The organism is Streptomyces sp. NPDC037083, assembly GCF_055606485.1.
Map to the genome: position 1 here is coordinate 507,670 of NZ_JBVJSQ010000002.1, position 16,479 is coordinate 524,148.

Below are 16,479 nucleotides of genomic sequence, written 5' to 3' on the forward strand. Positions count from 1 at the left end.
CGGCAGACGGCAGACGGCAGACGGCAGACCGGACCACGACAAGGGGTCGCCTGACAACAGGCGACCCCTTCGGTCTCGTCAACCGCCCCTGAACGCAAAAAGATCCCGCCGGATCGAATTCGATCCGGCGGGATCTGCTGTGGAGCTAAGGAGAATTGAACTCCTGACCTCCTGCATGCCATGCAGGCGCTCTACCAACTGAGCTATAGCCCCTCGCGGTCCAGCGGCGAAGCCGCTTGTCGACCGTGTCGCCCGGTTTCCCCGGCGGCGACGCCAACATTACCGGTACGACGGGTGGACCACCAAATCGTTTCCACCCTGTCCGTTTTCGCCCGTTTTCCACGGTCAGGCGGTGACGAACGAATAGAACCGTTTGAGCGTGCAGTGCTCCTCGAGGAGCCGGCCGTAGATCGGCTCGCCCTCCAGCTCGCGGTACGTCTCGATCGGGTCGCCTTTTATGATCAGCGCCCGCGCGCATTCCTCGCACCAGTACTGGTAGTCGGGGTTGACCGGCTCCATGTCGCGGACGATCGGGGTGCCGCTGCCGCACCAGTCGCACTTTCGCCTGTGTGCACCCATCGATCAGCTCCAGCTGTGGCCGCAGGCCGTGCACACGTAGGAAGTCCCGCCGTTGTCGCCGAGCACCAGGGCCACATGTCCGGAACCGCAGGAGGGGCAGCTGAGCCGGGTGGCCTTGTCCCGTGTCAACGCCGCTTCGGAGAGATGGCCGACCTCTCCGAGGATGCTCGCAGGCATCGCTACTCCCTCCCGTCGGGCCGCGCCCCCTTCCGGCCGTTTGATTCTGCCACGGCCGGGCCAATACGGTCAGCGACGCCTCAGTACCAGTCCGGACACGGCACCGAGCGCGGCTGTCGCAGCGAGCGCGAACATGCATGTGAGAAGCGCTTCCGCAGAGGTATACGCCTCCGGTGCCCCAAGTGACTCAAGGCGGTTGAAGAACAGTGTGCCGAAGACCGCGACGCCGATCAGCTGGCCGAGCTGGGTGACCGTGGCGAGCAGCCCGCTCGCGTCCGCCGCGTCCTCGGGCCGCACCCCCGCCAGCGCACCGGTGAGCGTCGGGCTGAAGGCGAGCGCGAGCCCGACGCCCACGCCGGCGTACGCGACGTACAGCCACGCGCCCCCGTGGTCACCGCCCTTGAAGGCCAGCCCCACGCCGGTCACCGACAGCGCGGTGAGCGCGAACCCGGCCGGGGCCAGGAACCGTTGCCAGGACACGGGCCACCTGCGCCAGGTGAGACCGACCACACCGAAGACGACCGCGGTCGGCGCGAAGGTGAGACCGGCGCGCAGCGCGCTGTAGCCGAGGCCGCCCTGGACGTGCAGGGTCAGGACGAACAGGAAGCCGCCGTTCACCGCCATGACGGCCATGACCCGCCCGACGGCGAGCCCCATCCCCGGGTGACGCAGCACACGGGGCGCGATCAGCGGGGCGCCGCCGCGGCGGGCCAGCCGGGCCTCGTAGCCGCAGAACCCGACGAAGACGAGCGCGCCGACGGCCAGTGACAGCCAGGACCACCACGGCCAGTCCTCCTCCTGTCCGAGCACCAGCGGCACCGTGACCATCGACACGGCCGCGCCCAGAAGCACGAGACCGGGCCAGTCCGCGCCGCGCGCCCCCGCGCGCGCCTCTCTCCCCTCCGTGTGCCGTCCCACTCCCCCTCCTCGCGGCAGGACACGCCGTCCGACGACCAGCAGCACGAGGCCCACCGGCACGTTCACGAGGAACACCGGACGCCATCCGGCGCTCAGCAGGTCGGCGCTGACCAGAACGCCGCCCGCCACCTGCCCGGCCGCCGCGCCGACGGCGAGGACCGCCGAGTAGACGCCCAGCGCCCGCACCCGGGCCGCGCCGGTGAACGTGCGCTGGATCAGGCTGAGCACCTGCGGGATCATCACCGCCGACCCGACGCCCTGCACCAGCCGGAACACGATCAGCTCGGTGCTTCCCTGCGCCAGCCCGCAGGCCAGCGAGGCGGCCGTGAAGAGGGCGAGCCCGGCGAGGTGGACCCGCCCGTGCCCGAACCGGTCGCCGAGGCGCGCGCCGGTGATCAGCAGCACGGAGTACGTGATGGCGTAACCGGCGACCACCAGTTGGAGGTCCGCGCCGGACGCGTTCAGGTCGGAACCGATCGTGGGGGCCGCGACGTTCACGATGAAGACGTCGAGCAGTGCCATGAACTGGGCTGCGAGCACGACCGCCAGCAGCCGCCGAGGCCGATTGTCAGTGCCGGGGTCTTTACTGGCGGCAGGACGTGAAACGGGTGGCACGGACGCGGGGACCGGGCCCGTCCGGGGTGTCGTCGTCATGCCGTCGAGCGTGACGAGGATCCGGTACGGGTGCCGAGAGCCCGCCGATGCTGGTACTGACAGCACCTGGCAGGGGCCGGACGGGGGATCGACCATGGGGGACGTGACGATGGGGGAAGTGACGATGGCGGACGTGGCGATGGGGACGCGAACAGGCACGAGGACGAAGGCAGGGGCAGGGGCAGGGGCCGAATCGGAGACGGAGACGCGCGACGGGCCTGCTCCGGGCACGAGGCATCGACGCCGGCCCGAGCTGGCGGCCTTCCTGCGCAGCAGGCGGGCCCGGGTGACACCGGGCGACGTCGGGATGCCGCCCGGGCTGCGTCGCCGCACGCCAGGACTGCGGCGCGAGGAGGTCGCCCAGCTCTCGGGGGTCGGCGTCACCTGGTACACGTGGCTGGAGCAGGGGCGGCCGATCAACGCCTCCGCGCAGGTCCTGGACGCCGTGGCGCGGACCCTGCGGCTCGACCCGCCGGAGCGGGAGCACCTGTACCACCTGGCGGAGGTGCCCTACGTGTCCGCGCCGGAGGCCCTGGTGCGAAGCGTCGGTCCGGAGATCCAGGGCATCATCGACGCCCTCGTTCCCCGCCCGGCGGTGGTCTACAACTCGCGCTACGACATCCTCGCCGCCAACTCGGTCTACCACGACCTGTTCGTCGCTCCGGCGGCCGGGAGCGCCCCCCGAGTACCGGCGAATGCCCTGTGGCGGCTGTTCACGGTGCGGGAGGAGGACTGCCCGCTGCTCTTCAGGGACAAGGAGCTCCCGGTGATGGTGGCGACCCTGCGGGCGTCGTACGGACTGCATGCCGGTGAGCCCGTCTGGGAGGACTTCATACGTCGCCTGTCCGAGGCGAGCCCCCTGTTCGCCCGGCTGTGGGCGTCCGGCGACGTCGCGGAGCCCGGCCGTCGCGTGAAGGTCTTCCGGCACGAGGCCCTCGGCGAGCTTCGGATGACGTCCATGTCGCTGTCGATCAACGGAATGCCCGAGTGCCGCATCGTGGTCTACACACCGGACGACGAGGAGACGGCGCGGCGCGCGGCCCTGTTGCGGAAGGAGACGACAAAAGATCCCGCCCCCTGAGGGGACGGGATCTTTCCGAAGCGATCTCGACCGATCTCTCGATCTTTGACAACTCAACAGAGTGTCGCTCGACCGACCGGCCCATCTGTGGAGCTAAGGAGAATTGAACTCCTGACCTCCTGCATGCCATGCAGGCGCTCTACCAACTGAGCTATAGCCCCTTGCGCCACGCGGCTGAGCCGCATGGTGTTTCGCCCCGCTCGGCGGGGCGAACAAGAAGAACTTTAGCCTGCGACCTGCCGGAAAGTGAAATCCGGGTCCCGGCGGCCGCACGGCCCTCAGTCGTCGTCGCCGAGCACCGGCTCGGGCAGGGTGCCGGCGTTGTGCTCGAGCAGACGCCAGCCCCGGGCGCCCTCGCCGAGGACGGACCAGCAGCAGTTGGAGAGCCCGCCGAGACTCTCCCAGTTGTGCGCCTCCAGACCGAGGAAGCGGCCGATGGTGGTGCGGATGGTGCCGCCGTGACTGACGACGACGAGCGTGCCGTGATCGGGCAGCTTCTCGGCGTGCCGCAGCACGACCGGGGCGGCACGGTCGGCCACCTCGGTCTCCAGTTCGCCGCCACCGCGGCGGACCGGCTCACCGCGCTTCCACGCGGTGTACTCCTCGCCGTGGCGGGCGATGATCTCCTCGTGGGTCAGCCCCTGCCACACGCCCGCGTACGTCTCCCGCAGGCCCTCGTCGTAGGTCACGTCCAGGCCGGTGAGCGCGGCGAGCTCGGCGGCCGTGTTCGCGGCCCGCGACAGGTCCGAGGCGACGATCGCGTCGGGCTTGAGGGAGGCGAGCAGCCGGGCGGCGCGGCGGGCCTGGGCCACGCCGGTCTCGGTCAGCTCGACGTCCGTCGTGCCCTGGAAGCGGCGCTCCACGTTCCAGGCGGTCTGGCCGTGCCGCCAGAGGATGACACGGCGGCCGCGCCCCGGTTCACGGGACGCGGCGGCCTGCGCGGGGGCAGTCACCGCAGCTCCCCGAACTCGGCGGCCTCGTCCTCCTCGGCCTGCAGCTTGGCGTGCTCCTGGGCCTTGCCGCGCGTCGCCTGGGCGTCGGCGGGCAGCTCCAGCTCGGGGCAGTCCTTCCACAGCCGCTCGAGGGCGTAGAAGACACGCTCCTCGCTGTGCTGGACGTGGACGACGATGTCGACGTAGTCGAGCAGGATCCAGCGGGCGTCGCGGTCGCCCTCACGGCGCACCGGCTTGGCGCCGAGCTCCTTCTGGAGGCGCTCCTCGATCTCGTCGACGATCGACTTGACCTGGCGGTCGTTGGGGGCGGAGGCCAGCAGGAAGGCGTCCGTGATCGACAGCACGTCGCTGACGTCGTAGGCGATGATGTCGTGCGCGAGCTTGTCTGCGGCCGCCTGGGCGGCGCTGTTGATGAGCTCGATGGAGCGGTCGGTGGCGGTCACTACGTGGCTTTCCGTCGGCGGACACTTGTCCTCAAGGGTCTCACGGACAGCCGACGGCGCCCCACGCGTTTAAGGGACCGCGCGGGGACGGCCGCCTCACCGCCCCGCACGAGCCCTCTCGTCCCGCGACTCGGATCACTCGCCCGAGGGGGCGATCACCCGGACGAGGCGGGTTTGTAGTCCTCGCCCAGGACGACGGCCACGTCTGCGTTCGCGGAGACGGTGCCCTTCTTCACGGCGTCGGCTTTCAGGCCCAGGGTCTTGGCGACCTCGGTGGCGTTGACCTTGTCGGCCGGGTCGGCGTAGAGCACCTGGGAGGTGGCCTTCGTGCTCGACGGGGTGCCGGCCTCCAGGAAGGTGAAGCCGCCGTTGAGGAGGACCACGCGCGCGTCCTCGGTATTGGCCTTCCTGCCGCTGGCGTTCTGGACGGACACGCTGACGGCCGCGTCCTTGTCGGGGCTCTTGGCCGTGCCGCCGAGGACGTCCTTGACGACGCTGTCGCTCGCCTCGGCGCTGAGCGTGCCGTCGGTCTGGACGGGCAGCAGGGCGGTCTTGTAGTCACCGCCCTTGGCGAGGTCGGCGAGCTTGGCGAGGAAGGCTCCGAGGTCCTTGTCGGTCAGCGAGGGGTCGAGGATCTGCGCCAGGGTCTGGACGGTGACGGTCGCGCCGTCGGCGTCGGAGGACACCTTGCGCAGCACACCCTGCATGACCTGTCCGAACCGCTCCAGTTGGGCGTTCTGGGCCTCGCCCTCGGCCCGGTAGGTGGCGTAGGCGACGGCCATCTTGCCGCTGAGGGTCTGGTCCTGGCCCTTGGCGACGAGCGGGGCCTGGCCTTTCTTCGCGGCCGGGTCGGGAACGGCCGTGTCGGTGTCGACCTCGATGTTGCCGACGAGGTCGACGAGGTTCTGCAGATAGGGGGTGTCCAGCCGCCAGGTGCCCTCGATGCTGGTGCCGAGAACCGTGTCCAGCGCTTCGCGCGTCCCCGCGGAGCCGTCGTCGTCGACGGACTTGGCGAGCGTGGTCGTGGTGCCGTCGTCGTCCGTGAGGACGAGGGAGTTGGGCAGCAGGACCGTGGTGGCCTGCTTGGTGGTGGTGTTGTCGACGAGCAGCACCGTCGAGGTGCCGCCCCCGGCTGTGTTGTGCAGGTGGACGACGACCACGTCACGCTTCTGGGCGGCGGTGGCGGTCGTGGGCCGGGTGCCGGAGTCCGAGGACGACGACAGCCCGGGCAGCTTCCCGGCGTACCAGAGGTAGCCGACTCCGCCGACCGCGACCAGTGCCAGGACCACGGCGAGGGCGACGACACGGCTGCGGGCGCGGCGCTTGGCCTCCTCGCGGCGCTCGGTGCGGTTCTCGGTGAAGTTCAGCCAGTCGATGACGTCCTCGGAGTCGCCGTCGGGCTCCTCCACGAACGCGAACTGCTCGGTCCGGTAATCCCGTTGGGCCGTCCCGGGAGCGCCGGAGCCGGTGCGGCCGCCCGGTGCCGCGTCATCGGCGGCGTGGTCGGCCTCGGCGGCGCCCGTCTCGACCGGACCGGCCTGCTGCGGGATGTAGGCGGTCTGCTCGGCGGTGCGGGGCTGGTGGTCGACCCGGGGCTGCTGTCCGCTGGTGGCGGTCTGCCCGTATGGGTCGTAGGGGGCCTGGGTGGAGCCGTAGGGGTCGTAGCCGACGGGTGACTGCCGGCCCGTGTCGTAGCCGGGGGTGGCCGGCTGACGGCCCGTGTCGTAGTCGGAAGCGGCCTGCTGACGGCCGGTGTCGTACGGGTCGTAGGCGGGCGTCTGCCCCTGCACGCCGGTGGCGTACGGGTCGTAACCGTTGTAGCCGTACCCCTGCTGGGCCTGCTGGGCCTGCTGCCCCTGCTGGCCGTAGGGGTCGTAGGACTGCTGCGGCGCCTGCTGGGTCGGGATCTGCGGGACCTGCCGGTAGACGGGCTGCCCGTACTCGTCGTAGCCGACGAGTTCGTACTGCCCGTCCCCGTATCCCGCGTCGTATCGGTCGTTCACCGGTACCCCTCTCGGCTCACTCGCCGCGGTACAGCTCGCGCTTGTCGATGTAGCGCACGACTCCGTCGGGCACCAGATACCAGACGGGGTCGCCCTTGGCGACTCTCGCACGGCAGTCCGTCGAGGAGATGGCGAGCGCGGGAACCTCGACGAGGGAGACGCCGCCCTCGGGCAGGCCGGGGTCCATGAGGTTGTGCCCGGGCCGGGTGACGCCGATGAAGTGCGCGAGGGAGAACAGCTCCTCGCTGTCCCGCCAGGTCAGGATCTGGCCCAGGGCGTCGGCGCCGGTGATGAAGAAGAGGTCCGTGTCGGGGTTGAGGGCCCGCAGGTCGCGCAGGGTGTCCACGGTGTAGGTGGGGCCGCCGCGGTCGATGTCGATACGGCTGACCGAGAACTGCGGGTTCTCGGCGGTCGCGATGACCGTCATCAGGTAGCGGTCCTCGGCCGGGGAGACACTGCGGTGGGTCTTCTGCCACGGCTGCCCGGTCGGGACGAACACGACCTCGTCCAGGTGGAACTGCGCGGCGACCTCACTGGCCGCCACGAGGTGTCCGTGGTGGATCGGATCGAACGTCCCGCCCATGACGCCGAGGCGGCGCTTGCCCGGGTTCCGCGGGCCGGTAGGCATGTCCTGCTCTCCCATGCGTGCAGACCCTACCGGCCCGGCCCCGGGGCCCCGGCCGGCGGATGCCCGGAGTGCCCCGCTATGCCGGACTGCCCGTCGGTGAACACGTGACGGCTCAGCGGTCGCGGTTGAAGCGGGTGGTGATCCACAGCAGGAGCAGCAGGATGAGGAACGCGCTGCCACCCGTGACCAGGGGGCTCAGGCTCTCGTGGTTGCCACCGTGCTCCTCGCCCTCGGCGGCGAGGGTGACCAGCTGGGCAGCGGCGCTGTGAAGGCTCATCTTCGGCAGGACCTATCCGATGGGTGTCCCCGCACTCGGGCGAAGCCGAGAGTGGGGAAGGGCGGGATAAAGATGTCGGCCCATCGTAAGCGGGAGGCCCGGCGGCGATCACCCCGACTCCGCCATTGGGAACCTTGCAGGCGGCTCAGTCGTCCTTCCGCTTGTAGCCCCGAAGCAGGAACCACGCGGTGAGCACACAGCCCAGGATCATCACGATCAGTACGACGCGGAGCAGATTCCCCGCCCCCTGCTGCTGGGCGGCGCCGGCGGCTCGGACGAGCAGGGCGGCTGCGGGGTGGTGCTCCATGGCGTGGGCTCCTCAGGTGTAGTGCCCGTCCACGGTAACTCCGCCTAGGCTGGGCTCTGCTTCGGGGGCGCAAAGGGCCGCACAAAGGTCCGTAAAGGGTCATGCAAAGGCCACACAGACGCACATGGGGGAAGACATGTCCGACGAAGGCCACGAGCACCACGGCACCGGTCACGAGAAGGTGCCGAGCAGGCAGCGAAGGCGCTTCCCCGGAATCTCCTCGCGTGCGTACGAGCACCCGGCCGACCGCTCCGCGCTGGTCGCGCTGCGCAAGCTGAGCGGTTTCGACACGGTGTTCAAGGCACTCAGCGGGCTGTTGCCCGAGCGGAGCCTGAGGCTGCTGTTCCTCTCCGACTCGGTGCGCGTCTCCGACCAGCAGTTCGCGCACCTCAACGACATGCTGCGGGACGCCTGTTACATCCTGGACCTGGAGAAGGTCCCCCCGATGTACGTCAACCAGGACCCGCAGCCCAACGCGATGTGCATCGGCCTGGACGAGCCGATCATCGTGGTCACCACCGGCCTCGTCGAGCTGCTCGACGAGGAGGAGATGCGGGCGGTCGTCGGGCACGAGGTGGGCCACGCGCTGTCCGGACACGCCGTGTACCGCACGATCCTGCTGTTCCTGACCAACCTGGCGATCCGGGTCGCCTGGATCCCGCTGGGCAACCTCGCGATCATGGCGATCGTGACGGCTCTGCGCGAGTGGTTCCGCAAGTCGGAGCTGTCCGCCGACCGCGCGGGTCTGCTCGTCGGCCAGGATCTGAAGGCCTCGATGCGCGGCCTGATGAAGATCGCCGGCGGCAACCACCTGCACGAGATGAACGTGGACGCGTTCCTGCAGCAGGCCGAGGAGTACGAGTCCGCGGGCGACCTGCGCGACTCCGTGCTGAAGATCCTCAACGTGCTGCCCCGCACGCACCCCTTCACGACCGTACGCGCGGCCGAGCTGAAGAAGTGGGCCGAGTCCCGCGACCACCAGCGGATCATGGACGGGCACTACCCGCGGCGCAGCGAGGACAAGGACACCTCGGTCACGGACTCCTTCCGCGAGTCCGCCGCCCACTACGCGACCAGCGTCAAGAGCTCCAAGGACCCGCTGATGAAGCTGGTCACCGACATAGCCGGCGGGGCGGGTGACCTGGGCGGCAGGGTGCGGCGAGGCTTCGGCGGGTTCACGGGCCAGGCTCCGTCGGACGGCCGGTCGCCCCGCAACGGCTCGGACGGCGCGAACGGCTCGGACGGCTCGGACGGCTCGGACGGGCCGACGGACACGCCTCCGCGCGACGCGAACTGACGGCTCTCTCGCGCCCAGGACCGTCGCTCGGCCGCCCCGTCCCGCCTCACCTCACCGTCACGGCGGGACGGCGGTAGACCCGTGTCCGGGGGTCACACCTTCGGCTGGGCGCTCGTCGCCAGGGCCCCGCACAGGGCCGTCGCGTCGTCCGTCGCGTAGGGGTCCGTGCCGGCCGGGCCGCCCGTTTTCGCGGTCTGGCCGGCGAGCAGGGGGCGCAGGTGGTTCGTGGAGTCCTCGGCGCAGGAGAGCGGTCCGGCCTGGACGTAGGACACGACCAGCTGGACCTGGTGGGTACGCAGGTCGTCGCGGTCGAAGCGGAAGTGCAGCTCGCGGCGGACGGTGAAGAGGGAGGCCGGGGCGCCCGCCGCGGCGCCGGTGGGGCGCAGCGCGTACACGAGGGTGTGGTCGGCGGTGACCTCGAGGGTGGAGGAGTCGGTCTCGGCGGCCTGCAGGGTGCCCTGGACGCGGATCCTGCTGTCGGCCAGCTGGACCCGGGCGGGGTCGAAGCGGACCAGCCAGCCGGTGGGTGCGTGCCGGCCGTCGGCGGCCGGGCTGCTGAAGCTCTCGTCGAACTGCTCGAGCTGGTCCGCGTCGACCAGGGCGCGCACCGGCCGCACCTGCTGTCCGGTGAGCACCTCCGAGTAGAGGGAGGAGTGCACGATGTAGTCCTTGGCCGTGGTCAGGGCGGTGACCACCTGGCCTTCGGAGAAGTGCGCGGTCCGCCGGGAGGCGGGCAGCGGGATGCCCTCGGCGCCGATGCGGAACTGCGCGGCGGGGCTGTGCGCGAACAGCGACTCGGGGGCGGCCGCCCCGGGTACCACGCCCTGTGGGGAGAGCGGGATGACGGTCATCCGCAGGGGCTCGACGGGCCGCCGGGCCAGCTGGTTCTGGTAGGGGCTGCGCAGCCCCATGTAGACGGCCGTGCCGAAGGCGACGGCGATCAACAGGAACAGGATCAGCGCCTGCCGGGACAGGCCCCGGCCCCGGCGCAGGGGCGGACGACGGCGGACGGCGGGCGCGTGGTCGGCCATGCGCTCCTGGGCCGAGTACTCCTGAATGCGGGCAGCACGGACGAACGATTCGTCGAAGACGACGGATCGATACTCGTCCTCTCCCCCTCCTGAGGTGCCCTCGGGCGTGCCCTCCGGTGGGTCTCCAGGCCCGGCCATACTTTCAGAGTAGGTCGCGCGGAGCCCAGGTAAACGCCCTGCTGTACGACAACTTCTGACAGGTACTCACCAGGCTCGGGACCGGCTCGCCAGCCGGCTTCGACCCCGCTTCGGGCCCGGCTTCGAAGCCTCCCACGGGCCCTCGCACAGTCATGCGACGCACACGCGTTCAGGGCGTGCGCGGGACCGCAGACACGTGTGGCTTGGAGTGGTCGGCCGACGCCGACGGGGGCGGCACGCTTCCCTGCTCGAGACCGGTCGTGGCGGGTGGCGGCACCTCGTCCCGGCTGCCCGAGGACGCGCCCCGGTAGACCGCGGCGAAGGCCAGCGCGACCATGCCGATCCCCATCACGAGGGCCAGCATCCAGGCCACCGGGCGGTGCCAGCGGACCTGTTTGCCGTACGCCCCGGGGGCGTCGTAGCGGCGTTGCCAGGCTTCGGGGAGGTCGACGTCGTCCAGATCGTCGAGGTCCGGATCATGGCCGAAATCGCCGGTTCCATAGGGATCGTCGTAGCGGTCGCCCCTGGCGCGGGCGGCCCTGCGGGCTTCGGCCTCCGAGGCCTCGGCTCTCGCCTCGGCGGCGGCCAGGAGGCGTTCGACGGCGGTCGGCTCGTGCACCACGGCCGCCTGTACGAAGGCCTCGTCGAATACCACGGAGGCGAACTCTTCGTCCGACACCCCGCGGTCGTGATCGTCGTCGGGCTCCCAGCCGTCAGGGAACGGCGTACCCCCCACGTCCTCCGGCACGGATCCAGAGTAGACCTGGGGGGTCAATTTGGGCAGACGGTATGGAAATTCGTCCGCCGGATGAGACGCCTCTCACGGCCGTCGCCGACCGGCCCCGAACCACGCCGTTCGGCCTCTGTCCGGCCCTCGTTCAGCCTTCACCCCGCCCCGTCCGGCACATCCGACCGGCTCTCGTCCGACAGGGGTCCCGCAGGAGCCCGACGGGCCTGTGTCAGCGGCGTACGTGCCCGTCGCCGGTGACGATGTACTTGGTGCTGGTCAGCTCCGGCAGACCCATCGGGCCCCGGGCGTGCAGTTTCTGGGTGGAGATGCCGATCTCCGCGCCGAAGCCGAACTGGCCGCCGTCGGTGAAGCGGGTGGAGGCGTTCACAGCCACCGTGGTGGAGTCGACCAACTGGGTGAAGCGGCGTGCCGCCTGCTGGGAGGTGGTGACGATCGCCTCGGTGTGGCCGGAGGTCCACAGCCGGATGTGCTCGACGGCCTTGTCCAGCGAGTCGACGACGGCGGCGGCGATGTCGTAGGAGAGGTACTCGGTCTCCCAGTCCTCCGGGGTCGCCTCCACGACGGTCGCCTTGGAGTCCTTGGCGTAGGCCAGCACGCGCTCGTCGGCGTGCACGGTCACGCCGGCCTCGGCGAGGGCGTCGAGGGCACGGGGCAGGAACTCGGGAGCGATGTCCTGATGGACCAGGAGGGTCTCGGCGGCGTTGCAGACGCTGACCCGGTGCGCCTTGGAGTTGATCAGGATGTCGATCGCCATGTCGAGGTCGGCGTGGGCGTCGACGTAGACGTGGCAGTTGCCGGTGCCGGTCTCGATGACGGGCACGGTGGACTCCGTGACGACGGTCCGGATGAGCGAGGCGCCGCCGCGCGGGATGAGGACGTCGACCAGTCCGCGGGCGCGCATCAGCTCGCGCACGCTGTCGCGGCCCTCGCCGGGCACCAGCTGCACGGCGTCGGCGGGCAGCCCGGCCCCGCCGACCGCGTCTCGGATCACTCGGACGAGGGCGGTGTTCGACTCGTAGGCGGAGGACGAGCCGCGCAGGAGGACCGCGTTGCCGGACTTCAGGCAGAGCGCGGCGGCGTCCACGGTGACGTTCGGACGGGCCTCGTAGACGATGCCGACGACGCCGAGCGGGACCCGGACCTGGCGCAGGTCGATGCCGTTGGGAAGGGTGGAGCCGCGGACGACCTCACCGACCGGGTCGGGCAGCGCGACGACGTCGCGCACGTCCGAGGCGATGGCCCGCACCCGCTCCGGGGTGAGGGTCAGCCGATCGACGATGGCCTCGCTGGTGCCGGCCTCGCGGGCCTTGGCGATGTCCTTGGCGTTGGCCTCGACGATTTCGCTCGTGCGGACCTCCAGCGCGTCCGCGATGGCGAGAAGCGCGTCGTCCTTGGCGGCCCGGGGCAGCGGCGCGAGGTCGGCGGCGGCCGCCTTGGCGCGGTAGGCGGCGCGGGTGACCGGGGACATGGAGTCATACGGCGAAAGCGTGGTCATAAGGGAAGGGTAGTGCGCCGCACGGGCCCGTCCATCGCTCGTTCCACACCACGAGACGCCACGCGATGCCACGGGACGCCACGGGACGCTTCAAGCCGCCCCGAGATATCGCAGGCTCCCCTGAGACACCCCCGGGGCCACCCCGAGACTCCCCCGGGGACACCCCGAGACTCCCCCGGGACGCCCTCAGGCGCCCGCGGGACGCCCGGCGAGGCCCGACCGACGACGGCACCCGCTCCGCGACGCCGGCTCAACGGCACCCGCCCGCGACGCCCGCCCGACATCCCCTCCCCCTCTCCCCCGGCGCCCGGCCGGAGAGGGGTCAGTAGGGGTGGACCCCGACCGGTGTCGCCGGAGCGGGGCCGTATCCCTCGGCGATGCGCTGGTGGTAGGTCTGGCGGTCGATGACCTCGAGGCCGACGATCTCCCACGGCGGGAGCCCGGCGGTCTGGCGGTGCTCGCCCCACAGCCGCAGGGCGACGGCGGCCGCGTCGTGCAGGTCGCGGGCCTCCTCCCAGTACCGGATCTCGGCGTGGTCACCCGCGTATCTGCTGGTCAGGAGGAAGGGATGATCGTGGGCGAGCTGTTCGAGAGCGCGCCGGACCTCCTTCAGCGGAGCCTGTTCGCCGGAGACGCTGAGGGTGACGTGCCACAGCCGGGGGACGTCCACGGGCTGACCGCCCTTCGACTCGGCGGCCTCCTCGGCCCGGTACCGCTCGCCGGCCGCCACGCTGGTCAGTGCGCGCTCCTCGCCGGGCGCACGCGACGGCGAACCCGCGGCGCGTGACGACGTCGGCCCGGCCGTACGCGACGCCGTCGTACCGGTCGCGCCGGTACTCCCACGGGTCGCTGCCACCCCAGGGCGCACTCGTCTCACGACGGCCTCCTTTACGCAGCGCTCGTGCGGATCGTGTCCCTGAGACAAAGTTGAGCAGGCCGCACGGCTCCGTGGGGCGGTTTCACGGAACGTCCCCCACCGGTACGTTCCGTTCGAGCGGGTTTACGGGTTCAGGATCACCAGGTCGTCGCGGTGGACGACCTCGCGCTCGTACTCCGCGCCCAGCTCACGCGCCAGTTCCCTGGTCGACCGCCCGATCAGCTGGGGGATCTCCTTGGCGTCGAAGTTGACGAGGCCGCGGGCCACCGCCCGCCCCCGGGCGTCGCGCAGCTCGACCGGGTCGCCCGCGCTGAAGTCGCCCTGGACGGCCGCGATCCCGGCGGGCAGCAGCGACTTGCGCCGTTCGACGACCGCGCGCACCGCGCCGTCGTCGAGGGTCAGCGAGCCCTGCGGGGTGGACGCGTGCTGGAGCCACAGCAGCCGGTCGGCCGAGCGTTTGCCGGTGGGGTGGAAGAAGGTGCCGGTGTCCCCGCCGGCGAAGGCCTCGGCCGCGTGGACGGCGCTGGTGAGGACCACCGGGATGCCGGCCGCCGCCGCGATCCGGGCGGCCTCGACCTTGGTGACCATGCCGCCGGTGCCGACGCCGGCCTTGCCGGCGCTGCCGATCTCGACGTGCGCGAGGTCCTCCAGGGCCCGTACCTCGGGGATGCGCGAGGTGCCGGGTTTGCCGGGGTCGCCGTCGTACACGCCGTCGACGTCGGACAGCAGGACCAGCAGGTCGGCGTGGACGAGGTGGGCGACGAGGGCGGCGAGCCGGTCGTTGTCGCCGAAGCGGATCTCGTCGGTGGCGACGGTGTCGTTCTCGTTGACGATCGGGAACGCGCCCATCGCGAGCAGCTTGTCGAGGGTGCGGGAGGCGTTGCGGTGATGAACCCGCCGGCTCATGTCGTCGCTGGTCAGGAGCACCTGGCCGACGCGGACGCCGTAGCGGGCGAAGGAGGCGGTGTAACGGGCCACCAACAGGCCCTGGCCGACGCTCGCGGCGGCCTGCTGGCGGGCGAGGTCCTTGGGGCGGCGGCGCAGGCCGAGCGGGGCGAGTCCGGCGGCGATGGCGCCCGAGGAGACCAGGACGATCTCCTTCTCTCCCCCGCTGCGGCTCTTGGCGAGGACGTCGACGAGCGCGTCGACCCGGTCGGCGTCGAGCCCGCCGGAGGCGGTGGTCAGCGACGAGGAGCCGACCTTGACGACGATCCTGCGGGCCTCGCCCACGGCCTGCCTTGCCCCTGCCACCTTGTTCTTCGCTCCTCGTGTAGGTCCCCGGCTGCCTGCCCGGCAATCTACGCGAACGGGGGCCCGGGCCGCGCAGGGGTTTCACTGCACGGACGGACACGGCAGCGTAACCGTTCACTCACGCTTTGCGTACGGCAAAGAGGTTGTGCCGGTTCCCCATGGATTTTGAAGAGAAGACAAATTTATTTTGAAGTTTGTGTCACCTACAGTTCGCCCTGTGAAGCGCATACTCCTGCGATCGGGGAAGAGCCCCTTCGACGTCATCCCCGTCGAGGAAGCCCTCCACCGCGACGTGATCGCCACCAACGCCGGCAACCTGATCTTCAGCGACGCCGCCCACAAGATCCTTCTGACGCCGGACACCGAGGTCGTCTCGAACGGCATGCGGACCGACGTGAGCGCGGCGGCCCGGATCAACGACGAGTACGACGCGTTCGTCGTGCCGCTCGCCAACGCGTTCCGGCCGACCTTCGAACCGTCGCTGCAGCGGCTGACCCGGCTCATCGGCAAGCTGAAGATCCCGGTCGTGGTGCTGGGAGTCGGCGCGCAGGCCCCCCTGGACCAGATACCGGAGCGCCTGAAGGCGATGGAGCCGAGCGTGCGCGCGTTCTGCGCGGCGGTGCTGGACCACAGCGCCTCCATCGGCGTGCGGGGCGAGTTCACCGAGAAGTACCTCAACGACATGGGCTTCCGGGACGTCGAGGTCATCGGCTGCCCCTCGATGTTCCTGCACGGCGACCGGCTGCCCGTGGAGAAGAAGACGCCCGCGTTGACGGCGCAGTCGCGGATCGCCGTCAACGGCTCGCACACCGCCGTGCGCGGCGGCGGCCTGCACCGGATCATCACCCACGCCCACGCGCGCTATCCGCACCTGCGCTACATAGGCCAGAACCTCACCGACGCGCGGCAACTGCACTGGCGGGACGTGGACTCCCCGGCCGGGCGGATGACGCAGATGCCGACCCACCCCGACCACCCGATGTACCGGGAGGACAAGGTCCGGGTGTACGTCGACCCGGCCACCTGGATCGACGACCTGCGGGAGTTCGACTACTCGTTCGGTTCACGCATCCACGGCAACATCGCCGCACTGCTGGCTGGCACGCCCGCGACCGTACTGGCGTTCGACTCGCGCACGCTGGAGCTGTGCCGCTACTTCGAGATACCTCACCGGCTGCTCAGCGAGGCCCCCGCGGACCTCGACCCGGCCCAGCTGTACGAGGAGTCCGACTTCAGCGCCCTCACCGGCAACCACAAGGAGCGCTTCGACCGGTTCACGGCGTTCCTGGACAAGAACGGGCTGCAGAACACCTTCACCCACGGCGACGGCGGCGCGGCCTTCGACAAGCGGCTGCGGTCGCTGCCCTTCCCGCCGGGCGTGCGCCCCTGGAACGACGCCGACCTGGCCTCGCTGACCAGCCGGTTCGGCTGGCTGCAACAGCGCATCGCCGAACTGGACTCCCACAACGCGCAGCTCGAGCGGGACCTGGCCAAGAGCCGGAGCGGCGCGAAGGCCGTCGCGGGCATTCCCGGGCCCTCGATCTACCGTCGCGCCCGGCGCGCGGTGGGCGGACCGCTACGCCGCGCCCTGAAGCCGGCCAAGTAGGCCGCCCGCGGAG

Annotated in this window: 17 protein-coding genes and 2 tRNA genes; 3 read left to right on the forward strand and 16 right to left on the reverse strand. The window is 70.9% G+C overall.

Annotation, left to right across the window (positions count from 1 at the left end; all coding sequences use genetic code 11):
- Positions 1-140 precede the first annotated feature (140 nt).
- The 4 genes from ACZ7DE_RS07050 to ACZ7DE_RS07065 form a co-directional block, all read right to left on the reverse strand.
- Positions 141-213, reverse strand: a tRNA-Ala gene (locus tag ACZ7DE_RS07050).
- A 132-nt stretch (positions 214-345) separates the two neighbouring features.
- Positions 346-579, reverse strand: a complete 234-nt coding sequence (locus ACZ7DE_RS07055) for a hypothetical protein (protein ID WP_003976229.1) — start codon at positions 577-579, stop codon at positions 346-348.
- A gap of 3 nt (positions 580-582) precedes the next feature.
- On the reverse strand, positions 583-756 hold the full coding sequence (locus ACZ7DE_RS07060) for a hypothetical protein (protein WP_256914421.1): 174 nt from the start codon (positions 754-756) through the stop codon (positions 583-585).
- Positions 757-825: 69 nt separating this feature from the next.
- Complete coding sequence (locus tag ACZ7DE_RS07065; protein ID WP_470758695.1) at positions 826-2,214, reverse strand: MFS transporter; 1,389 nt, start codon at positions 2,212-2,214, stop codon at positions 826-828.
- Positions 2,215-2,614: 400 nt separating this feature from the next.
- Here ACZ7DE_RS07065 and ACZ7DE_RS07070 point away from each other — a divergent pair, with 400 nt between their 5' ends.
- Positions 2,615-3,409 (forward strand): helix-turn-helix transcriptional regulator, encoded by a 795-nt coding sequence (locus tag ACZ7DE_RS07070; protein WP_470758696.1) that lies wholly within the window; start codon positions 2,615-2,617, stop codon positions 3,407-3,409.
- Between the two features lie 88 nt (positions 3,410-3,497).
- On the opposite strand, the gene ACZ7DE_RS07075 is transcribed toward ACZ7DE_RS07070, so the two are convergent.
- The 7 genes from ACZ7DE_RS07075 to ACZ7DE_RS07105 all read right to left on the reverse strand — a co-directional run bounded on the left by ACZ7DE_RS07075 (position 3,498) and on the right by ACZ7DE_RS07105 (position 8,020).
- Positions 3,498-3,570 (reverse strand) — tRNA-Ala (locus ACZ7DE_RS07075).
- A 117-nt stretch (positions 3,571-3,687) separates the two neighbouring features.
- A complete protein-coding gene (locus tag ACZ7DE_RS07080; protein ID WP_470758697.1) occupies positions 3,688-4,362 on the reverse strand; it encodes a histidine phosphatase family protein in 675 nt (224 codons plus the stop codon).
- Positions 4,359-4,805, reverse strand: coding sequence for a ribosome silencing factor (gene rsfS / locus ACZ7DE_RS07085; protein WP_470758698.1), 447 nt, complete (start codon positions 4,803-4,805; stop codon positions 4,359-4,361). The genes ACZ7DE_RS07080 and rsfS overlap by 4 nt, the downstream gene beginning before the upstream one ends.
- 155 nt (positions 4,806-4,960) lie before the next feature.
- Entirely contained in the window at positions 4,961-6,808 is a 1,848-nt protein-coding gene (locus ACZ7DE_RS07090) for an LCP family protein (protein ID WP_470758699.1), read from the reverse strand.
- Positions 6,809-6,824: 16 nt separating this feature from the next.
- The gene (gene nadD, locus ACZ7DE_RS07095) at positions 6,825-7,451 is read right to left on the reverse strand and encodes a nicotinate-nucleotide adenylyltransferase (RefSeq protein WP_470758700.1); all 627 of its coding nucleotides are present in this window, start codon (positions 7,449-7,451) and stop codon (positions 6,825-6,827) included.
- 97 nt (positions 7,452-7,548) lie between these two features.
- Entirely contained in the window at positions 7,549-7,713 is a 165-nt protein-coding gene (locus ACZ7DE_RS07100) for a hypothetical protein (protein ID WP_107450361.1), read from the reverse strand.
- Positions 7,714-7,858: 145 nt separating this feature from the next.
- Positions 7,859-8,020: a hypothetical protein gene (locus tag ACZ7DE_RS07105; RefSeq protein ID WP_470758701.1), complete on the reverse strand. Its 162-nt coding sequence runs from the start codon at positions 8,018-8,020 to the stop codon at positions 7,859-7,861.
- Between the two features lie 136 nt (positions 8,021-8,156).
- Between ACZ7DE_RS07105 and ACZ7DE_RS07110 the strand changes: the two genes are divergently transcribed.
- Positions 8,157-9,317: a M48 family metallopeptidase gene (locus ACZ7DE_RS07110; RefSeq protein WP_470758702.1), complete on the forward strand. Its 1,161-nt coding sequence runs from the start codon at positions 8,157-8,159 to the stop codon at positions 9,315-9,317.
- Between the two features lie 92 nt (positions 9,318-9,409).
- Here ACZ7DE_RS07110 and ACZ7DE_RS07115 read toward each other — a convergent pair whose 3' ends face one another.
- The 5 genes from ACZ7DE_RS07115 to proB form a co-directional block, all read right to left on the reverse strand.
- Positions 9,410-10,486 carry an SCO2583 family membrane protein gene (locus ACZ7DE_RS07115; protein WP_470758703.1) on the reverse strand — a complete coding sequence of 359 codons (1,077 nt, stop codon included), beginning with the start codon at positions 10,484-10,486 and terminating at the stop codon, positions 9,410-9,412.
- Between the two features lie 169 nt (positions 10,487-10,655).
- Positions 10,656-11,234 carry an SCO2584 family spore wall biosynthesis protein gene (locus tag ACZ7DE_RS07120; RefSeq protein ID WP_470758704.1) on the reverse strand — a complete coding sequence of 193 codons (579 nt, stop codon included), beginning with the start codon at positions 11,232-11,234 and terminating at the stop codon, positions 10,656-10,658.
- A gap of 211 nt (positions 11,235-11,445) precedes the next feature.
- Positions 11,446-12,732, reverse strand: coding sequence for a glutamate-5-semialdehyde dehydrogenase (locus tag ACZ7DE_RS07125; RefSeq protein ID WP_470758705.1), 1,287 nt, complete (start codon positions 12,730-12,732; stop codon positions 11,446-11,448).
- Positions 12,733-13,054: 322 nt separating this feature from the next.
- Positions 13,055-13,609 carry a hypothetical protein gene (locus ACZ7DE_RS07130; protein WP_470758706.1) on the reverse strand — a complete coding sequence of 185 codons (555 nt, stop codon included), beginning with the start codon at positions 13,607-13,609 and terminating at the stop codon, positions 13,055-13,057.
- A gap of 123 nt (positions 13,610-13,732) precedes the next feature.
- The gene (gene proB, locus ACZ7DE_RS07135) at positions 13,733-14,860 is read right to left on the reverse strand and encodes a glutamate 5-kinase (protein WP_470758707.1); all 1,128 of its coding nucleotides are present in this window, start codon (positions 14,858-14,860) and stop codon (positions 13,733-13,735) included.
- 217 nt (positions 14,861-15,077) lie between these two features.
- Between proB and ACZ7DE_RS07140 the strand changes: the two genes are divergently transcribed.
- Positions 15,078-16,466: a polysaccharide pyruvyl transferase family protein gene (locus ACZ7DE_RS07140; RefSeq protein WP_470758708.1), complete on the forward strand. Its 1,389-nt coding sequence runs from the start codon at positions 15,078-15,080 to the stop codon at positions 16,464-16,466.
- The last annotated feature ends 13 nt before the right edge of the window (positions 16,467-16,479 follow it).

Coding starts and splice junctions, on each gene's coding strand:
- ACZ7DE_RS07110 (WP_470758702.1), top strand. CDS start 8,157: ATGTCCGACGAAGGCCACGAGCACCACGGCACCGGTCACGAGAAGGTG.
- ACZ7DE_RS07055 (WP_003976229.1), bottom strand. CDS start 579: ATGGGTGCACACAGGCGAAAGTGCGACTGGTGCGGCAGCGGCACCCCG.
- ACZ7DE_RS07060 (WP_256914421.1), bottom strand. CDS start 756: ATGCCTGCGAGCATCCTCGGAGAGGTCGGCCATCTCTCCGAAGCGGCG.
- ACZ7DE_RS07115 (WP_470758703.1), bottom strand. CDS start 10,486: ATGGCCGGGCCTGGAGACCCACCGGAGGGCACGCCCGAGGGCACCTCA.
- ACZ7DE_RS07105 (WP_470758701.1), bottom strand. CDS start 8,020: ATGGAGCACCACCCCGCAGCCGCCCTGCTCGTCCGAGCCGCCGGCGCC.
- ACZ7DE_RS07100 (WP_107450361.1), bottom strand. CDS start 7,713: ATGAGCCTTCACAGCGCCGCTGCCCAGCTGGTCACCCTCGCCGCCGAG.
- ACZ7DE_RS07125 (WP_470758705.1), bottom strand. CDS start 12,732: ATGACCACGCTTTCGCCGTATGACTCCATGTCCCCGGTCACCCGCGCC.
- nadD (WP_470758700.1), bottom strand. CDS start 7,451: ATGGGAGAGCAGGACATGCCTACCGGCCCGCGGAACCCGGGCAAGCGC.